Source organism: Chitinimonas sp. BJYL2 (assembly GCF_027257935.1).
Lineage (GTDB): Bacteria > Pseudomonadota > Gammaproteobacteria > Burkholderiales > Chitinimonadaceae > Chitinimonas.
The window spans coordinates 1,043,701-1,063,443 of the sequence record NZ_JANZKW010000001.1; the positions used below are offsets into that span (position 1 = coordinate 1,043,701).

General features: G+C 63.4%; 18 protein-coding genes. 12 read left to right on the plus strand and 6 right to left on the minus strand.

Annotated features, from left to right (window positions below):
- Positions 1 to 151 precede the first annotated feature (151 nt).
- From parC to queE, 4 genes are all read left to right on the plus strand, one after another.
- Positions 152 to 2,539, plus strand: coding sequence for a DNA topoisomerase IV subunit A (parC, locus tag O9X62_RS04865; RefSeq protein ID WP_269531639.1), 2,388 nt, complete (start codon positions 152 to 154; stop codon positions 2,537 to 2,539).
- Positions 2,540 to 2,667: 128 nt separating this feature from the next.
- A complete protein-coding gene (locus O9X62_RS04870; RefSeq protein ID WP_269531640.1) occupies positions 2,668 to 3,324 on the plus strand; it encodes a head GIN domain-containing protein in 657 nt (218 codons plus the stop codon).
- 127 nt (positions 3,325 to 3,451) lie between these two features.
- On the plus strand, positions 3,452 to 4,567 hold the full coding sequence (locus O9X62_RS04875) for a PotD/PotF family extracellular solute-binding protein (RefSeq protein ID WP_269531641.1): 1,116 nt from the start codon (positions 3,452 to 3,454) through the stop codon (positions 4,565 to 4,567).
- Between the two features lie 70 nt (positions 4,568 to 4,637).
- On the plus strand, positions 4,638 to 5,282 hold the full coding sequence (gene queE, locus O9X62_RS04880) for a 7-carboxy-7-deazaguanine synthase QueE (RefSeq protein ID WP_269531642.1): 645 nt from the start codon (positions 4,638 to 4,640) through the stop codon (positions 5,280 to 5,282).
- 28 nt (positions 5,283 to 5,310) lie between these two features.
- Here the strand turns inward: queE and O9X62_RS04885 are convergent, their stop codons facing one another.
- Entirely contained in the window at positions 5,311 to 6,222 is a 912-nt protein-coding gene (locus O9X62_RS04885; protein ID WP_269531643.1) for an ABC transporter substrate-binding protein, read from the minus strand.
- 68 nt (positions 6,223 to 6,290) lie between these two features.
- Here O9X62_RS04885 and queC point away from each other — a divergent pair, with 68 nt between their 5' ends.
- The gene (gene queC, locus O9X62_RS04890) at positions 6,291 to 6,971 is read left to right on the plus strand and encodes a 7-cyano-7-deazaguanine synthase QueC (protein WP_308446423.1); all 681 of its coding nucleotides are present in this window, start codon (positions 6,291 to 6,293) and stop codon (positions 6,969 to 6,971) included.
- Here queC and O9X62_RS04895 read toward each other — a convergent pair.
- Both O9X62_RS04895 and O9X62_RS04900 read right to left on the minus strand, forming a co-directional pair.
- Positions 6,962 to 7,390, minus strand: coding sequence for a hypothetical protein (locus O9X62_RS04895; protein ID WP_269531644.1), 429 nt, complete (start codon positions 7,388 to 7,390; stop codon positions 6,962 to 6,964). The two genes, queC and O9X62_RS04895, sit on opposite strands and share 10 nt — an antisense overlap.
- A complete protein-coding gene (locus O9X62_RS04900) occupies positions 7,387 to 7,977 on the minus strand; it encodes a sulfite oxidase heme-binding subunit YedZ (RefSeq protein WP_269531645.1) in 591 nt (196 codons plus the stop codon). Before O9X62_RS04900 ends, O9X62_RS04895 begins: the two co-directional genes overlap by 4 nt.
- A gap of 79 nt (positions 7,978 to 8,056) precedes the next feature.
- Here O9X62_RS04900 and proB point away from each other — a divergent pair, with 79 nt between their 5' ends.
- Both proB and O9X62_RS04910 read left to right on the plus strand, forming a co-directional pair.
- Positions 8,057 to 9,175, plus strand: a complete 1,119-nt coding sequence (gene proB / locus O9X62_RS04905) for a glutamate 5-kinase (RefSeq protein ID WP_269531646.1) — start codon at positions 8,057 to 8,059, stop codon at positions 9,173 to 9,175.
- 131 nt (positions 9,176 to 9,306) lie between these two features.
- Entirely contained in the window at positions 9,307 to 10,248 is a 942-nt protein-coding gene (locus O9X62_RS04910; RefSeq protein WP_269531647.1) for a rhodanese-related sulfurtransferase, read from the plus strand.
- 9 nt (positions 10,249 to 10,257) lie between these two features.
- On the opposite strand, the gene O9X62_RS04915 is transcribed toward O9X62_RS04910, so the two are convergent.
- Positions 10,258 to 10,614, minus strand: coding sequence for a MerR family transcriptional regulator (locus tag O9X62_RS04915; RefSeq protein WP_269531648.1), 357 nt, complete (start codon positions 10,612 to 10,614; stop codon positions 10,258 to 10,260).
- Positions 10,615 to 10,696: 82 nt separating this feature from the next.
- Between O9X62_RS04915 and O9X62_RS04920 the strand changes: the two genes are divergently transcribed.
- From O9X62_RS04920 to rlmF, 3 genes are all read left to right on the plus strand, one after another.
- Positions 10,697 to 11,125 carry a hypothetical protein gene (locus O9X62_RS04920; protein WP_269531649.1) on the plus strand — a complete coding sequence of 143 codons (429 nt, stop codon included), beginning with the start codon at positions 10,697 to 10,699 and terminating at the stop codon, positions 11,123 to 11,125.
- 35 nt (positions 11,126 to 11,160) lie between these two features.
- Positions 11,161 to 11,898, plus strand: coding sequence for a dienelactone hydrolase family protein (locus tag O9X62_RS04925; RefSeq protein ID WP_269531650.1), 738 nt, complete (start codon positions 11,161 to 11,163; stop codon positions 11,896 to 11,898).
- A gap of 108 nt (positions 11,899 to 12,006) precedes the next feature.
- Positions 12,007 to 12,990 carry a 23S rRNA (adenine(1618)-N(6))-methyltransferase RlmF gene (gene rlmF / locus O9X62_RS04930; protein ID WP_269531651.1) on the plus strand — a complete coding sequence of 328 codons (984 nt, stop codon included), beginning with the start codon at positions 12,007 to 12,009 and terminating at the stop codon, positions 12,988 to 12,990.
- A gap of 4 nt (positions 12,991 to 12,994) precedes the next feature.
- On the opposite strand, the gene O9X62_RS04935 is transcribed toward rlmF, so the two are convergent.
- Complete coding sequence (locus O9X62_RS04935) at positions 12,995 to 14,377, minus strand: DUF1501 domain-containing protein (RefSeq protein WP_269531652.1); 1,383 nt, start codon at positions 14,375 to 14,377, stop codon at positions 12,995 to 12,997.
- Between the two features lie 11 nt (positions 14,378 to 14,388).
- On the minus strand, positions 14,389 to 16,122 hold the full coding sequence (locus tag O9X62_RS04940) for a DUF1800 family protein (RefSeq protein ID WP_269531653.1): 1,734 nt from the start codon (positions 16,120 to 16,122) through the stop codon (positions 14,389 to 14,391).
- 216 nt (positions 16,123 to 16,338) lie between these two features.
- Here O9X62_RS04940 and O9X62_RS04945 point away from each other — a divergent pair, with 216 nt between their 5' ends.
- Both O9X62_RS04945 and tkt read left to right on the plus strand, forming a co-directional pair.
- Entirely contained in the window at positions 16,339 to 17,457 is a 1,119-nt protein-coding gene (locus O9X62_RS04945) for a type III PLP-dependent enzyme (RefSeq protein ID WP_269531654.1), read from the plus strand.
- A 212-nt stretch (positions 17,458 to 17,669) separates the two neighbouring features.
- Positions 17,670 to 19,667: a transketolase gene (gene tkt / locus O9X62_RS04950; protein WP_269531655.1), complete on the plus strand. Its 1,998-nt coding sequence runs from the start codon at positions 17,670 to 17,672 to the stop codon at positions 19,665 to 19,667.
- Positions 19,668 to 19,743 lie beyond the last annotated feature (76 nt).

Genomic DNA, 19,743 nt, shown 5'->3' on the forward strand with positions numbered 1-19,743 from the left:
TAAGGCGTAGCCGCATTGCTCCGCTTCATGGCCGAGGATTAGGTGCAATACGCTGCGCTTATTGCACCCTACGCTTCACGTACGGGTCGGGATTTGATACCCGGCCTGCCGCCATGCCATCATCCGCGCCAGCTTCCCCTTGTTTGCCACCATGACCGACCAGACTGATCTCCCGCTAGACGACGAACTGCCCGAGGAAACCGAGGCCGAGGCACCTGCCACGGCAGGCGGTAATGGCGAGCACCTGCCGCCGCCACCGAGCCTCAGCGACTTTGCCGGGGCCGATACGGTGCCGCTGGGCCGCTATGCGGAGCGTGCCTATCTGGAATACGCGGTCTCTGTGGTCAAGGGCCGGGCGCTGCCCGAAGTGGCTGACGGCCAGAAGCCCGTGCAGCGGCGCATCCTTTACGCGATGCACGAGATGGGCCTGGGCGCGGTGGCCAAGCCGGTCAAATCGGCGCGTGTGGTCGGTGAGGTGCTGGGTAAATTCCACCCGCACGGTGATAGCTCGGCCTACGAGGCCATGGTGCGCATGGCGCAGGACTTTTCCCTGCGCTATCCGCTAGTGGATGGCCACGGCAACTTCGGCTCGCGCGATGGTGACGGCGCGGCGGCCATGCGCTACACCGAAGCGCGGCTGACCAAGATTGCCGAGCTGCTGATGTCGGAAATTGACATGGGCACCTCGGACTTCGTCCCCAACTACGATGGTGCGTTCCAAGAGCCCAAGCTGCTGCCGGCGCGTCTGCCCATGCTGCTGCTCAATGGCGCATCGGGCATTGCCGTGGGCATGGCGACGGAGATGCCGCCGCACAATCTGGCCGAAGTAGCCGAAGCCGCGGTGGCGCTGATCAAGCAGCCCAAGCTGGAAATTGCCGACCTGCTCGATATTGTCCGCGGCCCGGATTTCCCCGGTGGCGGGCAGATCATCTCCAGCCGCGAGCAGATCTTGGCGGCCTACGAGAGTGGTCGCGGTTCGCTGGCTGTGCGTGCGCGCTGGAAGATCGAGGATCTGGCACGCGGCCAGTGGCAGCTGGTGATTACCGAACTGCCGCCCAATACATCGAGCCAGCGCGTCCTCGAAGAGATCGAAGATCTCACCAACCCCAAGATCAAGAAGGGCAAGAAGGCGCTCACGCAGGAACAGGTGCAGCTCAAGCAGCTGTTGCTGAGCCAGCTCGACACGGTGCGCGACGAATCGGGCAAGGATGTCACGGTGCGTCTGGTGTTCGAGCCCAAGAGCCGTACCCAGAACCCCGAAGAATTCGCCAATCTGCTGCTCACGCACACCAGCCTGGAAGGCAGCGCCAGCATCAATATGGTGGCGATCGGTCTGGATGGCCGGCCGCAGCAAAAGAACCTCAAGCAGCTGCTCAGCGAGTGGATCGCGTATCGCTTTGCCACCGTGACGCGCCGCACCCGGCACCGGTTGGGTCAGGTGGACGACCGCATCCATATTCTTGAAGGCCGGATGGTGGTGTACCTCAATATCGACGAGGTGATCCGCATCATCCGCGAGAGCGACGAGCCCAAATCGGCTTTGATGGCGCGCTTCAACCTGAGCGAGCGTCAGGCCGATGATATCCTCGAGATCCGCTTGCGCCAGCTGGCCCGGCTCGAAGGCATCAAGATCGAGCAGGAACTGGCCAAGTTGCGCGAAGAAAAGGCCGAACTCGAACACCTGCTGGCCGATGGCAACGCCATGCAGCGGCTCATCATCAAGGAAATCCAGGGCGATGCCAAAACCTTTGGCGACGCGCGCCGTACCCTGATCGAGGCCAAGGAGCGGGCGACGGTCACGGCCACCGTGGTGGATGAGCCGCTGACGGTGATTCTCTCGGAAAAGGGCTGGATACGTGCCCGCAGTGGCCACGGTGTCGATACGCAGAACCTCGGTTTCAAGGAAGGCGACAAGCTGATGGCGGCGCTGGAGTGTCGCTCGGTCGATACGGTGGTGCTGTTCGGCTCCGATGGCCGCATCTACAACGTGGCCGCCGCCAGCCTGCCTGGCGGGCGTGGCGATGGCGTCCCGGTGGCAACGCTGATCGAACTGGCTGCCAAGAGCCGCGTGGTGCAGCTATTGGTCGCCAAACCCGATGCCGGCGTGCTGATTGCCGGTGCTTCGGGTTATGCCTTCCACTGCGAATTCAAGGACCTGATGACACGCCAGAAGGCCGGCAAGGCTTTTGTCTCGCTCGACGAGGGCGAAGAGCTGGTCAAGGTGACCACGTTTGCGCCACGTGAAACCAATCTCGTCTGCTGTCTCTCCATGTCGGGCCGCCTGCATGCGTTTGCGCTCAGCGAACTCAAGGCCTTGGGCGGCGGTGGTCGCGGCATGATCGCCATGGCGCTCGACGAGGGCGATATGCTGTCCGCTATCACCATCAGTGATGGAGAAACCTTGGTGCTCAACGGCACTGGCCGCGGTGGCAAGCCGATGAGCCTGACCTTTGATGCGAATGATCTGGCGCCCTATATCGGCAAGCGGGCCAAGAAGGGCAAGCCGCTGGTCAGCGGGCTCAAGCTGGCGGGCTTCTAGCACGCATCCCTGCGCGCATCGCGGCGAGCCGCATTTCATCGCGGCCAGCTGCGCTGTGTCGCAGGCAGGCTGTCCGGCGCAGGGCGCTTGGCCACAATGGCCTCATCACGAACCCGAGGAATTCCAGCATGCGCTCCATTCTGATTGCCAGCCTGATGTTAGGCGCCACGGTATGTACCCAGGCCGAGACGGTGAAGGGCAACGGCAAGGTCAAGGAAGAAGTCCGCGAAGTGGCCGATTTCCAGAGTATCCGCAGCGAGGGTGCCTGGAGCTTGGATGTGCGGGTCGGCCCGGCACCCTCCATCCGGATCAAGGCTGATGACAATCTCTTGCCGCTGATCCAGACGGTGGTCGAAAAGAATGAGCTCACCATCCGCCTCAAGGAGGATGTCGGTGTGCGTTTGCGCGATGGCAGCAGTCTGCGCATCGAAGTGACCGTGCCCAAGCTCTCGGCTTACACCCATGAAGGCGCGGGCAAGACGGCATTCCACGACCTTCACGGTGAAGGATTTGCCCTGAAGTACGAGGGTGCCGGCCTGATCACCGCAACCGGCAAGGTCGATAACGTGGATATCAATGCAGAAGGCGCCGGCGCGATCGATTTCGATGCGCTCAAGGCCCGCAACGTCACGGTCAAGCTCGAGGGCATCGGTTCCGTGAGCGTGTATGCCAGCGAGGCGCTGCGCGCCGACGTGGAAGGCATCGGATCGCTAACCTACTACGGCAAGCCCGCCAAGGTCAGCAAGAGCGTATCGGGCATCGGTACTGTCCGCGCAGGCGACTGAGCCGCACCGGGAACACCGTATCGAGCACACCGGCCACCCTTTGCCCGGCGCAATGGGTGGCCTGCGCCCCTGGCAGGCCCGGCTATAGTGACTGGGCAAGCCAATGCGGGAGTGGGCAATGCCGTGGATGCGGGTTTTCTTGCTATGCCTGTTGCTGGGTCAGCCTGTCTGTGCCCAAGAGGTGCTGCGCATCTTCTCGTGGCCGGGCTATGTCACCCCCGCTGATCTGGAGCAGGTGAACCGTCTGTATGCCGCGCGCGGACTGGCGGTGCGGGCCGAGCTGATTACGCCGTATGCGGAGGGGCCGGAACAGATGTTCAAGGTCATGCGCGAAGGCCGGGCCGATGTCAGCTTCCTCACCCTCAATTACCTGCAGATGCAGCAGGGCCGCACGGCACGACTACTGCAGCCGATCAATCCGCGACGGTTGAGCAACTATGCCCGTTTGCGCCCTGAGCTGACGCGCCTCCCCATGGGCATGACCGGGGATCGGCCGCTGTACGTCCCGTTTGGTGGTGGTGCCTACGGCATCTGGGCCAATATGGACCAACTTCGGCCAGAGGCCCTGCCACGACGTCTCACGGATCTGCTGGAACCGCGCTGGACGGGCAAGCTTTCCCTGACCAGCGGCCAGGTGCAACCCAATGTCGCGCTCGCGTTCTTGGCCGTGGGTTTGCCGCCTTTCGAGCTGGACAATCTGGTCCAGCGCGGCCAGCGGGTGTCTGCCCGCCAGTATCTGCTCAGCGGCGAACCGCGCCGCTTCCTGCATGCGCTTTATCGTCAGGTCGGGCAGTTCTGGGTCAGCGAGCCGCGCTTTGATCAGGGCGCCCTGCTGGTGGCGAGCTATGGGCCGGAGATTGCCGGCTTGCGCGCACGAGGGCAGCACTGGGCGCTGGTCCGCTTTGCCGAGGGGCATACCGTGTGGCTGGATACCATGAACATCCTTGCGCGCGTGCGCGGTGCCAAGCTCGATGCCGCCTACCTGTTTATCGACCACATGCTCTCCGACCCGGTCCAGCGGCGCGTTGTTGAAGGCCTCAGCATGGTGGCCGTCACCACCTCGGTGAAAAATCCTCTGCTGGAGGCCGATCCGTCGTTCTTCCGCGCAGACCACTTCTGGCCGCCCTACGACTCGCTGGCGGATAACCTGATGCGCACTTTGTCGGACGAGGCCATGCGCAAGCGGGCCAGCGAGCCGGCGCCTGCCGGGGTAATCCCCTCCACGCCTTCGCGTAGCCGCTGATTTCTGAGACAATTCAAGCCTTTGCATGCGGCATGGGGGTTTCCCATGCCGTTCTGTTTTCCGGGCCACCATGAGTACTTCGCTGCGCATCACTGAAATCTTCCATTCGCTGCAAGGCGAGACCAGCCGGCTGGGCCTGCCGACGGTGTTCGTGCGGCTCACTGGTTGTCCGCTGCGCTGCGGTTATTGCGATAGCGCCTACGCGTTTCATGGCGGCGAGCGGATGAGCATCGCCGCCATCGTCGAGGCCGTAGCACAGTACGGCACGCCCTATGTGTGTGTGACCGGCGGCGAGCCGCTGGCACAGGCGGGTTGCCTGGACTTGCTGACCCGGCTCTGTGATGACGGCTATTCGGTGAGCCTGGAAACCAGCGGCCATCTGCCCATCGAGGTGGTGGACCCGCGGGTATCGCGGATTGTCGATATCAAGACCCCCGGTTCGGGCGAGGTCGACAAGAACCTGTGGGCCAATCTCCAGCACCTGAACGGCAACGACGAACTCAAGTTCGTGCTGGTGCATCGCCATGATTACGAATGGGCGCGAGATCTGCTGCTGGACAACCAGCTGCACCGGCTTTGTCCGGTGATATTCAGCCCGGTATGGGAGTCGCTGCCACCGCGTGAATTGGCGGAGTGGGTGTTGGCAGACCGATTGCCCGTGCGTGTGCAGGTGCAGCTGCACAAGATCCTGTGGGGCGATAAGCCCGGCGTGTGAACGGGGCGCCCCGCACGCGGGTCGGGCTTTAGCGTGGTTTCAGCTGCGTGCGATCAGTGCGAGTCGCGGGCCTGAACCAGAGTTCCGGCCGGTGCATGGGTGCGGCTTCGGCAGGGAAGTCCGGGTTCTCCAGCTCGATGATGCGGCGCTTGGGTATCTCCAGCCGCTTGAGTGTTTCGCCGTATTGTTGCTGGAAGAGGCGTTCGAAGCTGCCATCGGCAATGGCGAGATTGAGCCCCTTCTCGATCCGCTGAGCCAGCGCCACGTTATCGCGGTGGACAAAGAAGTACATCGCACCGGGGTAATAGATGGCGATGTGCGGGTCGAGCATGATGCCCTCGTGCCCGTGGTCCTTGATTTCCCAGAACACTTCGCTGGCCGCACGCGGGAAATAATCGATGCGGCCCAGTTTCAGCATCTTGAACAGGCCGGGATAGTGCGAGACGGCCTCCACCTCAAGCCGGTTGGCCCGGAGTATTGCGGTATCCGGCCAATCGTGACCCTGGCCTGCCCTAAGCGCAGCCAGATCGGCCGCGCGGCGGACATCGCGCAGCAGGTCGGGTTTTTGTTCGCTGACCAGTGCAAAGCGCCAGCCGTTAAGACCTTTGGTGATCGGAATCCGGATGGGCAGCAACTGTTTCTCGCGCTCGCGCGAGGTGACGGTCCAGACCACATCAATATCGCGGCCTGCCTGTAGCTGCGCCAGCAAGCGCGCCTGCGGCATCCACAGGCTTGCAGCTTGCAGCGTATCCCCGGCCCCTGCCTTCTGCAGTGCCAACGTCAGCAGGCGCAGATGGTACTGCCGCGCATTGTCGTCATTGGGCGGCGGCTTGGGGTAGCGAACCGTAGCGCATACGGCCTCACCCCCCAGCATCAGCATCAGGCTGAGCAGGAAGGGGCGGACCCGGCTGGCGGCGTGGTGGATTCGTAATCGGGACATGGTTTGCTTTACGATACCGGGTCGCCGCGACCTTGTCGTTTCGCGGCGCAACAAATGATCGGGGTTTGATGATGAATGCTAAAGCAGTGATCCTGCTCTCGGGCGGGCTGGACTCCGCCACCGTGCTGGCGATGGCCCGTAGCCAGGGCTTTGAGACCTACTGCCTGAGTTTCGATTATGGCCAGCGTCATAATGCCGAGCTGGCCGCTGCGCGCCGTGTGGCCACGTCCCTCGGCGCTGCCGCGCACCATGTGGCCAAGATCGATCTGGCCGCGTTTGGCGGTTCGGCACTGACTGATGCGACCATCGCTGTACCCGTCGATGGCGTGGTGGAAGGCGAAATCCCGGTCACCTACGTCCCGGCCCGCAACACCATCATGCTGAGCTTTGCACTGGGTTGGGCCGAGGTGCTGGGCGCCCGCGACATTTTCATCGGCGTGAATGCGGTGGATTACTCGGGCTACCCCGATTGTCGGCCTGAGTACATTTCCGCCTTCGAAGCCATGGCCCGTCTGGCCACCAAGGCCGGGGTCGAGGGTGAGGAGCTGCATGTCCGTACACCCTTGATCCGTCTGAGCAAGGCCGAGATCATCCAGGCCGGCACGGCACTGGGGGTGGATTATGCACAGACCGTATCGTGCTATCAGGCTGATACGGCAGGCCACGCCTGCGGTGTGTGTGATGCCTGTCGTCTACGCCAGGCAGGCTTTGCTGCCGCAGGCATCGTCGACCCAACCCGCTACGCCTGATTCTGTGCCTGCAACGTGATGGTTTCGGGTGGGCGCAGGAAACCACGCAGCCAGGCCAAGGCCTCGGCCTCTCGCGAGAAGGCTTGGCAGGGATAGGGTGGATGACGAAAGCGCAGGTACAGTTTGGCGGCTTGCATGGCCAAGGCATTGCTCATGACCATGCCCACCGCCAGTGTGACTTCGCAGATTTCCGGCCCGCTGCCGAAGACCTCGGCTTCGGTGGTGCCGGCCATCACACCCTGCCCGAAGATCATCACCGGCACCGGATACACCCCGATGGCCAGATGCTGTTCCAGCGCCGAGCGCATCGATGCCTCATCGATACGGGGGCGATAACCGTAGTCCACGCGCAGGATGCCGTCGTCGCCGAGCCAGACTTTGGGAGGAATGATGCGTTGCATCACCTCATTGAAGTTCAAGCCGGCCGTTGCCACAAGCGCCAATAGATACGCAGCCCCAGCAAAAGCGCCAGCACGGCACCGTAAAGCAGCGGTTCGCTCAGGTCGCGTTTCACCAGCCACAGGTAGTGCAGCACGCCCAGCACCCCCACCACATAAACCAGCCGATGCAGCAACCCCCAGCGTCGCTTGAGCCGCCGCATCATGGCGTCGGTCGAGGTCAAGGCCAGCGGAATCAGCAGCAGGAAGGCCGCAAAACCCAAGGTGATGAAGGGCCGCTTGAACACATCGCGCACGATGGCTGCAGCGTCGAAGAACTGGTCGAGCCAGATATACGTTGTGAAATGCAGGCAGGCGTAGAAGAACGCAAACAGCCCCAGCATGCGGCGCAGGCGGATCAGCGCGTTGTGGCCCGTCAGCCGCCTTAGCGGGGTGATGGCGAGTGTCAGCAGCAGCATCACCAGCGTCCAGGTGCCGGTGGAGCGCGTGATGAATTCGATCGGGTTCACGGCCATGCCGCTGAGCACGATCCAGCTGGCGCGGGCCAGCGGCAGCAGGCAGGCAATGAACAGGGTGGCTTTGATATAAGCGAGCGTACGGTTGGTCATGCTGCTTTGGTCGTTCGACGAAGACACGTCTGACGGCATAATGCCCCATTTGTTGCCTCGTCTCGCTTCCGGGTTCCCCATGCAAAGCTGTATCGCCTCTGCCTCGCGTCTGGTCGTCAAAGTCGGCTCGTCCCTGGTCACCAATGATGGTCGCGGTCTGGATCACGCCGCACTGAGCCGTTGGGCGGCCGAAATCGCGCCGCTGGTGCGCAGTGGCAAGCAGGTGGTGCTGGTCAGTTCGGGCGCGATTGCCGAAGGCGTGGCCCGGCTGGGCTGGCCCAAGCGGCCCAAGGCGTTGCACGAGCTGCAAGCCGCCGCCGCTGTGGGGCAGATGGGTCTGGTCGAAGCCTACGAGCGCTGCTTCCGTGCCCATGGTCTCAAGACCGCGCAGATTCTGCTCACGCACGAAGACCTGGCCGACCGCACGCGCTACCTGAATGCGCGCTCCACGCTGCTGACCCTGCTGGTGCTGGGTGTGATTCCCATCATCAACGAGAACGACACGGTCTCCACCGACGAGATCAAGGTCGGTGACAACGACACGCTGGGTGCGCTGGTCACCAATCTGATCGATGCCGACGCACTGGTGATCCTCACCGACCAGCGCGGCCTCTACGACAGTGACCCGCGCAAGAACCCGGATGCGCGCTTCATTAGCGAGTACCAAGCCGGCAAGCCCGAACTGGAAGCCATGGCTGGTGGCGCAGGTTCCAGCGTAGGTACCGGCGGCATGTACACCAAGATCATCGCCGCCAAGCGCGCCGCCCGCAGCGGCGCGAGCACGGTGATTGCCTCAGGCCGTGAAGACAAGGTGCTGACGCGCCTGGCCGCCGGTGAAGCCATCGGCACCCAGCTGACGGCACCCGAAAGCCGTCTGGCCGCACGCAAGCAGTGGCTGGCCGATCATTTGCAGGTACGCGGCGAGCTGAGGCTGGATGCCGGCGCGGTGCGGGCGCTGCGCGAGCAGGGCACCAGCCTGCTGCCAATCGGCGTGGTGGCGGTGGAGGGCGAGTTCCTGCGCGGCGAGATCGTCCGCTGTGTGGGGCCGGACAGCGCGGAAGTGGCGCGGGGGCTGGTCAACTACGCGGCGACCGATGCGCGGCGCATCCTCAAGTTGCCGACCAGCCAGATCGAGGCGGTGCTCGGGTTCATTGATGAGCCTGAGTTGATCCACCGCGATAATCTGGTGCTGCGCTGAGCGGCTACCTTGCGCTGTATCAAGCGCGGTGCACGACTTGATGCTGTAAATCGCTGTTTCTTCGAGTAAAATCGCCATCGCGCTGACCGGTATCGGTCGGCGCGTTGTTTTTAGCCTCTCAGGAATTCAGCATGTCCGGTCCCATCGTTGTTGCCGCGCTTTACCAGTTTGTCACCCTGTCCGATTACGTCGAGCTGCGCACACCGCTGCGCGATGCGATGGTCGAGTTCGGTATCAAGGGCACGCTCTTGCTAGCGCAGGAAGGCATCAACGGCACCGTGTCGGGCACGCGTGAGGGCATCGACAGCCTGCTGGGCTGGCTCAAGCGCGATGCGCGTTTTGCCGGGCTCGATCACAAGGAAAGCTACTGTGACGCGCATCCGTTCTACCGCACCAAGGTCAAGCTCAAGAAAGAGATCGTGACGCTGGGCGTGGACGGCGTAGACCCCAACAAGGCGGTGGGTACCTATGTGGAGCCCGAAGACTGGAACGCGCTGATCAGCGATCCGGAAGTGCTCTTGATCGATACGCGCAATGATTACGAGGTGGCCATCGGCACCTTCAAGGGCGCGATCGACCCAAAAACCACCACGTTCCGCGAATTCCCCGAATACGTGAAGCAACACTTCGACCCCAAGCGGCACAAAAAGGTCGCCATGTTCTGCACTGGCGGCATCCGCTGCGAAAAGGCGTCGAGCTATATGCTGGGCGAGGGTTATGCCGAGGTATTCCACCTCAAGGGCGGCATCCTCAAGTATCTGGAAACCATGCCCAAGGAGCAGAGCCTGTGGGAAGGCGACTGCTTTGTGTTCGATCAGCGCGTCAGCGTGGGCCACGATCTGGAGCCCGGTGAATACACGCTGTGCTACGGCTGCGGCGAGCCCGTGTCAGCGGCTGACCGTGCGGGTGACAAGTTCGAGAACGGCGTGCGCTGCCCGCGGTGCTGGGACAGTCTCAGCGAAGAGACCTTGAAGAGCGCGCGTGAACGCCAACATCAGATCGATCTGGCCAAGGCGCGCGGCGAACCGCATCCATTGGGTTTTGATGCGCGGCAGGCACGGCGCGAGGGCTGAACCCGACGCCTAGCGTACAGGCAGCAGCGGGCAAGCTTGGTTCAGCCGGATTTGCAGATCGGCGCGCAGCGCTGCCAGTTCGGCCATCTTTGCCTCCACCACGGCGAGCTTGCTGCGCAACAGCGCCGCAATCGCCGCCGCCTGATCGTCGGCCTGGCGCAGCGCCAGCAGGTTTTCGCCGATTTCCGCCAGGCTGAAACCGAGTTTCTGCGCGGTCTTGATATACAGCAGGTACTGCACCGTGTCGGGCGCGTACTCCCGGTAGCCGTTGTCGCGGCGGCGCGCAGCAATCAAACCCTGTTGCTCATAGAAGCGCAGGCTGTCGCGGCTCAGTCCGCTGGCGCTGGCCAATTCTCCGATGCGCATGGTGCCTCCTCTCCTTGCTTGACCTTGGAGCATACTCCACGGTTTAGATTGGCGGTCCTTCTTCATTACCCCCGAGGACGCCATGTGGACACTCCGGCAGTATCGCCAGATCGTGCGCGCCAGCGCAGCCTATGACCTGATCGTCACCGCACCCTTTGCTACCCCATGGACCTTTGCGCTGGTACACCAAGGCTTGGTCTGGCTGGATACCACCCTGGGTTTGCCAGGCCATATGCCGGCATTCGACCCGATTCATATCCTGATGGCCAATCTGCTGGGGTCCGTGGTGTGTGTGTGGTCGGTATTGCGTCTGCGCTCGCCACAACGCCGCTATGGCCGCTACGATGCCTACGCCCGGGCGTTGTTTTCGGCCTGGCAAATTTATGCACTGGCCCACGGTGCCAGCGCCATCATCGTCGTCTTTCTGGTCATTGAGATGGCTTTCGGGCTGGCGCAGGCCCTGCCTGTGACTACGCGGCAGCGCTACATGCCCGGCTTGGTCAGCAGCTAGAATCGCGATCTGATCCACTGTCCACCCAGGCCGCCATGCTGATCCAGTCCCACGCCGTTGACCTTGCCACGCCCACGGGCACCATGCGCACCTATGTGCACCGCCCGGCGGGCGAGGGCCGCTACCCGGCCATCCTGTTCTATTCAGAGATTTTCCAGCAGACCGGGCCGATCGAGCGCGCGGCCAAGATCATGGCCGGCCACGGCTATGTGGTGCTGGTGCCCGAGGTCTTCCACGAACTGAACCCCATCGGTACTGTGCTGGGCTACGACGATGCGGGTCGCGATAAAGGCAACGCCGACAAGGCCGCCAAGCCGGTCATGGCCTACGACGACGACAATGCGGCCATGCTGGCCTGGCTGGATACGCAGCCCTTTTTCAGCGGCAAGGTCGGGGCGATGGGCTTTTGCCTCGGCGGGCATCTTGCCTTCCGGGCGGCGCTCCACCCGCGTGTAGCTGCGACGGCTTGTTTCTATGCCACCGATCTGCACACGCATGTCATCCCCGATGCGCCGGGCCAGCACAGCATGGATCGCCTCGCCGAGATCGGTGGCGAGCTGCTGATGATCTGGGGCAAGCAGGACCCGCATATTCCGGCTGCCGGCCGGGCCGAGGTGTACGCCAGACTCAGTGCCGCTGGCCTGTGTTTCACGTGGCACGAATTCAACGGCCAGCACGCCTTCATGCGCGACGAGGGCGAGCGATATGACCCCGAGCTGGCCATGCTGGGCTATCAGCTGGCGCTGGGCTTGTTTCGGCGCGTGCTGGGCTAGTTCGGGTCCAGGCGGGCACTCGGCGGTTGCGGGCGATGCCGACGCGGCGGCCTGCAAGCCTTACAATACGCATCCAAGCTTAGAGCCGTTGCGGCCAGACCGGAACCCATGCCCAAAAAACCGACCTCGCCGCGCCCGCCCGTTACAGAGAAAGCCGGCCTGCATCCACGCAATGCGCATCGCAGCCGCTACGACTTCCCGGCCCTGATGGCTGCCAGCCCCGAGCTGGCGGGTTTTGTCGCCATCAATGCCTATGGCGATGACTCGATCGACTTCTCCAACCCCGCAGCGGTCAAGGCCCTGAACCGTGCCTTGCTGGTGCAGTTTTACGGGGTGCAAGGCTGGGACATCCCCGCCGACTACCTGTGCCCGCCCATCCCTGGTCGTGCCGACTACCTGCACCATCTGGCCGATCTGTTGGCCGATAGCGTGGACGGCAAATTGCTACGCGGGCCGGATATCCGCGTGCTCGATATCGGCGTTGGCGCCAATGCCATTTACCCGCTGATCGGCCATGCGGTGTATGGCTGGTCCTTTGTCGGTACCGAGGTAGACCAGCTCGCACTGGACAACGCCGCGGCCATCCTCGCCGCGAATCCTGCCTTCGAGCAGGCTATCGAGCTGCGCTTGCAGACCGAGGCGACGCAGTTTTTCCACGGCGTGATCCAGCCCGGCGAATGGTTCGACCTGTGCCTGTGCAACCCGCCGTTTCATGCCTCGCTGGCCGATGCGACGGCCGGCTCACAGCGCAAGTGGCAGAACCTGGGCAAGGCCGAGGCGGCCGGCAAGCAGCCGGTGCTGAACTTTGGCGGCCACGGTGGTGAGCTGTGGTGCGATGGCGGTGAAGAAGCCTTCATCTGCCGCATGATTGCCGAGAGTGCCACCCTGCCCACGACCTGCGTCTGGTTCACCAGCCTGGTCTCCAAGGTCGCTAGCCTGCCCGGCATCTACCGGGCGCTGGAACAAGCGGGCGCGGTGGTCAGCCATACAGTGGATATGGCCCAAGGCCAGAAGCAGAGTCGCTTCGTGGCTTGGACCTTTCTCGACAAAAGTGAGCAGAGCGCCTGGCGCAAGATGCGCCTGGGTCGTTGAGGCACTAGCCCAGAAAGCCCAGATTCCTGGTAGAGAAGTTGCCGATATTGGGCACTACCAGTGGCAGTTCCGAGGCCGACACCCCCATCCAGGTTGCTAGCGTGGCAGCGAGCTGATCCACGCTGGTGGTCGGCAGCAGGCGCCCCTGACCCACATCGTCGGGGCCGTTGACCGATACGCTGGGCAACTGGCCATAGAAGCGCCCGCCCTGCACCGCGCCACCCATCACGAAATGGTGGCTGCCCCAGCCGTGGTCCGAACCATCGCCGTTGGAACTCAGCGTGCGGCCAAAGTCCGACGCGGTGAACGTAGTGACCTGGTTGGCCACCCCCAGCTCGACCGTGGCGTTGTAAAAGCTCGCCAGCGCGTTGCTGACATTGGCCAGCAAGCCCGGATGCTGAGTGCCCAGATAATCGTGCAGGTCAAAACCGCCGATCGACACAAAGAACACCTGCCGCTGCGTGCCCAGCACGCTGCGTGCGGCGATCAGCTTGGCCACCATCTGCAACTGGCTGGCAAGATTGTTGGCGGGGTCGAACGGTGTAGCAATCGGCGATAGCCCGGCCAGCGCCGTAGTGACCTGCGAGTTGGCGCTGAGCGCCCGCCGCACCACCGTGCTGTGTTCGGCTTCGAGCAGATTGCTGCTGCCTTGCGCCGTGATCAGACTTTGCAGCGCGGTGGAGCAGGCGCTTGAGCCATACAGCGGCTTGGCCACGCCATTGAGTGCCACGGCCCCGCTGGGACTGAGCTGATACTGCACGGCGGCCTTACCCGACATATACACCGCGTTGCCGCTCACATTGATACAGGTGAAGGTGCTGGTGGCATTGCTGTTCAGGAACAGATCGCCGATGCGCCCACCCCAGCCGGAGGTGGCGCCTTCGGGGGAGGACGCCTGCCATACGGATTGCTGGTCGTTGTGCGAGAACAGCTTGGGCGGCAGGGGTACGCTGGCGGCCTTGTATTGCGCCAGCGTGGTGGGCTGGATCAGGGTGCCGATATTGAGCAGCACGCCGAGTTTGCCCTGATCGAAGATCGGCTTGAGCGCCGACATGCTCGGCGCCAGCGCCATCTGACGGGCGTCGGGCAGGGCCACCGTGGGGTTCAGCGCGGTGGCCGCCAAGGTGTCCCGTGGCGTGGCAAGGGCCTGACGGATTGCGGCATAGGCGTTGTAGCTGGCCGTGTCGTAGGGCACCAGCGTATTGCCGTAATCGTTACCGCCATACAGGAACACGCACACCAAGGCTTTGTAGCCGCCGCTGGCGTTGGCTGCGGCAGCTTCACCGATACTGGCAAGGCTCATGGCCCAGGGTGCGGCGGCACCGGCCAGGCTCAGGCTGGCGCTGCGGCGCAGGAATTCGCGACGGGTGATCTCTTTGAGTGACATGGTCGCGCTCCTTATTTGGCAATCAGGTATTCGGGCGATGCCATCGTCAGCAGCAAGGCAGCCTGAATCCGGTTGAGTCGTGCCGCATCGCTGCTGGCCGTAATCGCATTCACGGCGTTAGTGATGGTGTTCTGCGTGCTGCTCGATAGCTGGCCCGCCGCCAGCAGCAGATTGCAGCGCGCGACGAGCGCCGCGGCATCGTTGGCGAGCGTGAGCCAGCCGCTGTAGTCGGGCTTCACCTCGCCGACACCGTTCTGGATCACGGTCTGCATATAGTTGAGGTAGGCCACCACGGTGGATTCGTTGGTGATCTGGAACTCGGGCGCGACGAGCCCCGTGGTGCCGAGGCTCGTATTGGGTGGTACATAGCCGGGGCGGAAGAAGTTGAACACGCTAGGCGAGCGCAGCGGGCTCTGACCCAGCCGGGTACTGGCACTGGAGGTATCGCCGATATTCCACAGATCGGTCGGCGATTTCACGGCCGCCGTGCGCGCCCACTGCACGAAACGCAGTACTGGCTCGCGCAATTTGCCCCAGCTGGCGGGTTGCGCTGCCGGCGCACTGCGTGCCTCGGGGTCCAGTAACACCGCGCGCAGGGTGGCTTTAAGATCGCCCCGGATGCCGTTGGTGTTGTTGAAGGCGGTGGCCACGCGGCCCACATAGGCCGCGCTGGGATTGCTGGTCACCAGCCGCTGGATTAGCTGGCGGCCGATGAAAGGGCCGACATTGGGATGGTTGGCAATCGTATCCAGCGCGATCTTGAGCGCGTCGACACCCGGCGTGCTGCCGGGGATGGTGACGCCCAGAAACGTCTTGTCCAAGGTGGAGTGGCGGCTGGCGACCAGGCTCATGGGCCGGCGCTGGAAATCGGGCTTGGTCTTGTCGTAGGCCGTGTAGTCCCAGCCGGTGAATACGCGGGCCAGACCGCTGATATCGGCCTGCGCGTAGGTGTCGAGCGGTTTGCCATCGGCACCGGTTTTGACCGTGCCGTCGTTATTAAGCTGATACAGGCCCAGCGAGAATAGTTGCAGCACTTCACGCGCATAGTTCTCGTCGGGCACACGGCCCTTGGCATCTTCTTTCTGGTTGCCGCGCATGTTCAGGTAGTTGCCCATGCCGGTCGACAAGGTCACGGCTTCGAGCAGGCCGCGGTAGTTGCCGAAGGCATACTCTTCCAGCGTGTCCACATAGGCGGCCATACAGAAACCCCGCCAGGGCACGGGCAGGCCGGTCATGGACACCACGAAGATTTCCGACAAGGCCAGCACCATGCGCTGGCGCAGCGTGTCTGGGGCGCTGATCAGCTTGCGCCACAGGGTGTTATCGGTGCCCTGGAAGCCGTTCGCGTTGTTCGGGTCGTTCTGGTAACCCCGGGCAATCATCCAGTCCCAGTGGCCCTGATTGCGGGGCAGGGCAAACTGCGCGTCCAGCCAGCCGCTGTAACCCGCGGCCTTTACCTGGGCCAGATCGGCGTCCGTGACCGCCAGTGCGGCTTGCATCAGAAAGCGCGCGGCGTCCGGGTCCGTGATGGCAGCGGGAGGCGGGCTTGGCGCCGGCGTGGGGGTTGGCGTGGGCGGGGTACCGCCTGCTGGTGGCGGCGAGCCACTGCCGCCATCACCACCGCCACCGCAGGCGGCCAGCAAGCTGGCGGCGAGCGCCGCGCTGGCCAGGCCGGGTGCCGGGCTTGTGACGGGCGGAGTGTCGGCAATATCGACGGATGGCGCTATGACGTCCTGGGTGTCCATGGCCGATTCCCTTTCTCGCCGGGCGGCGATCAAAAATATGACATCAGTATATTCTGCTTGCGCGCTAAAAATATGACAAAGTCGTAAGCAGGTGGCCTGGTATGTAAATCTTTGCAAGTGCCCCGACGAACGGCAGGCACAAGCCACGCGCTGGCAGGGAAGTCGCCAGACGGCTTATGCTTTGCGCCCAAGCTGCCGTGTTGTGTAAAGGCCCCCATGCACCCTCAAGAACACCCCGACTTGCCCCTGCTTCGGAATGCGCTGGCGCAGGGCCACCCTACGCCCTTGCTGCTGATGAAGGCGACGACGCTTACAGCGCAGGTCCAGCGTTTCCGGGCCGCCTTGCCCCGCGTGATCCCCCACTTTGCCGTCAAATGCAATCCCGATCCGGCTGTGCTGCGTACGCTGCGGGCAGCCGGAGCAGGTTTTGAGATCGCTTCGCCGGATGAGCTGCAACGGTGTCTGGCACTCGGGGTGCCGGCGGCTGAACTGTATTACAGCAACCCGGTTCGCGCGCGCGATGCCATTGCCCAAGCGGCGCGGGCGGGCGTGCAGTGGTTTGTGATTGATAGCATCGAAGAGCTGCACAAGGTGCATGCCATCCACCCCGGCGCCAGCCTGTATCTGCGCCTGCACACCAGCAACGAAGGCGCGGTATCGCCGCTATCGGACAAGTTCGGCGTTCTGGAGGCAGATATTGCGCCGCTGCTGGATGAGGCGATGCGCTTGCGTGCGGATCTGGCGGGGGTCACGTTTCACGCGGGCTCACAGTGCTTGAACCCCGACAACTGGCTGATCGGCATTCGTGCGGCGCTGGCGGTATTCGGGCAGATGCGTGAGCGCGGATTGCGGCCAAGGTTGTTGAATCTGGGCGGTGGCTACCCGGTCCGCCACCGTGAACCGGTGCCTGATATCGAGACCATCGCCGCGCAGGTCAATACGTTGCTCGCCAGCGTTCCGGACGAGGTGCACATCATTGCCGAACCGGGCCGGTTTCTGGTGTCGGAAGCCGGTTGGTTGCTGACACGTGTGATCGGTACCACGGTCAGACGGGGTCAGCCTTGGGCCTATCTGGATGCGGGGGTATTCCAAGGTTTGCTCGAAAGCATTACCGGGATTGAATACGATCTGTACACCGAGCGGCACGGGCCCAGGGTGCCTTGGGTGATTGCCGGGCCGACCTGTGATTCGATGGATATCTGCCATCGCGCCCAGCCTATGCCTGCGGATCTGCGCGAAGGCGATCTCGTCTACGTGCGCAACGCCGGTGCCTACAGCAATGCCTGCAGTAGCGGCTTCAATGGCTTTGCGCTGCCCGAGGTGGTGCTGGTGTAGACCTGCTGCACCGCCGTTTGTAGTCGGACTCAACAAATTGCCATTCCTGCGGAGTAGCAAAGTTACGATAGAGGTCTAAATTATGGCTATTTATCAACGACTTGGCTTGCCTGCGCGGGCCTGAGACGCGATAATGCGCGCGCTTCTTATACGGCCACCCCGGCATAAAGGTGGCCCGTCTTATTGCTTCCTGTTTAAAGAGACCTTTCCTGATGGCTGCAACCTGCAAGCAACTCGCCGATGCAATCCGTGCCCTGTCCATGGATGCTGTGCAACAAGCCAATTCCGGTCACCCCGGCGCCCCCATGGGCATGGCCGAAATCGCACTGGCGCTGTGGGGTGGCCATCTGCGTCACAATCCGAGCAACCCGCTGTGGGCCGACCGCGACCGTTTCGTGCTCAGCAACGGCCACGGCTCGATGCTGATCTACTCCTTGCTGCACCTCACCGGCTACGCGCTGCCGATTGAAGAACTGAAGAACTTCCGCCAGTTCCACAGCAAGACCCCGGGCCACCCCGAATACGGCTACGCCCCCGGCGTGGAAACCACCACCGGCCCGCTGGGCCAGGGCATCACCAATGCCGTGGGCATGGCACTGGCCGAAAAGATGCTGGCCGCGCAATTCAACCAGCCTGGCCACGCGATCGTTGACCACCACACCTATGTGTTCATGGGTGACGGCTGCCTGATGGAAGGCATCAGCCACGAGGCCTGCTCGCTGGCCGGCACCTGGAAGCTGGGCAAACTGATCGCCTTCTGGGACGACAACGGCATCTCCATCGACGGCCATGTCGAACCCTGGTTCAGCGACGACACGCCCAAGCGTTTCGAATCCTACGGCTGGCAAGTGATCCGCGCGGTCGATGGCCATGATGTCGACGCCGTCGATGCCGCCATCCGCGCCGCCAAGGCCAATGCCGACCAACCCGCCCTGATCTGCTGCCGCACCGTCATCGGCAAGGGCTCGCCCAACAAGGCTGGCACGCACGATGTGCACGGCGCCGCCCTGGGTGCCGCCGAAGTCGCCGCCACGCGTGAAGCACTGGGCTGGGCGCATGCACCGTTCGAGATCCCAGCCGATGTGTATGCGGGCTGGGATGCCAAGGCCAAGGGCGCGACCCTGGAAACCGAGTGGAACGCCAAGTTCGCCGCCTACCGTGCCGCCCACCCCGCGCTGGCTGCCGAGTTCGAGCGCCGCATGAAGGGCGAGCTGCCCGCCAATTGGGCTGAAACCAAGGCCGCCGCCATCGCCAAGATCAGCGACGCCGCGCAAACCGTGGCCAGCCGCAAGGCCAGCCAGATCGCGATTGAAGCGTACTCGCCGTCCTTCCCCGAATTCGTCGGCGGCTCGGCCGACCTGACCGGCTCGAACCTGACCAACTGGACCGGCAGCAAGTGGATCGATGCCGCGACCGGCGCCGGCAACTACATCAGCTACGGCGTGCGCGAGTTCGGCATGGCCGCGATCATGAACGGCATGACGCTGCACGGCGGCCTGCGCCCCTACGGCGGTACCTTCCTGATGTTCAGCGAGTACGCCCGCAACGCGCTGCGCATGGCGGCGCTGATGAAGATCAACCCGATGTTCGTGTTCACCCACGATTCCATCGGCCTCGGCGAAGACGGCCCGACGCACCAGGCCGTGGAACAGACCGCCACGCTGCGTTACATCCCCAATATGGACGTCTGGCGTCCGTGCGACACCACCGAAACCGCCGTGGCCTGGGCGCATGGCATCGAGCAGAAGTCGCGCCCGAGCAGTTTCATCCTCAGCCGCCAGAACCTGATGTTTGTTTCACGTGACGCCGATCAAACCGCCAATATCGCCAAGGGCGGCTATGTGCTGCGCGAAGCAACCGGCGGCGCACCCAAACTGATCCTGATTGCCACCGGTTCGGAAATGGAACTGGCGATCAAGGCCCGCGAGCAGCTCGAAGCCGAAGGCACGCCGACGCGCGTGGTATCGATGCCGTGTACCAATGTGTTCGACCGCCAGGATGCTGCCTACCGTGCCGCCGTGCTGCCCAAGGGTGTCGTGCGCGTGGCGATTGAAGCCGGCGTCAGCGATTTCTGGCGCAAGTACGTAGGCCTCGACGGCGATGTGGTCGGTATCGACACCTTCGGCGAATCGGCCCCGGCGGGCGTGCTGTTCAAGCACTTCGGTTTTACCGTGGAGAACGTGGTCGCCAAGGCGCGCGCCGTACTGTAAGCCCGCGCGGCCAGCCGTAACCTGCCAAGCCGGCCTGAGGGCCGGCTTGTGCATTGCAGGCAGCCCGCATTGAGCA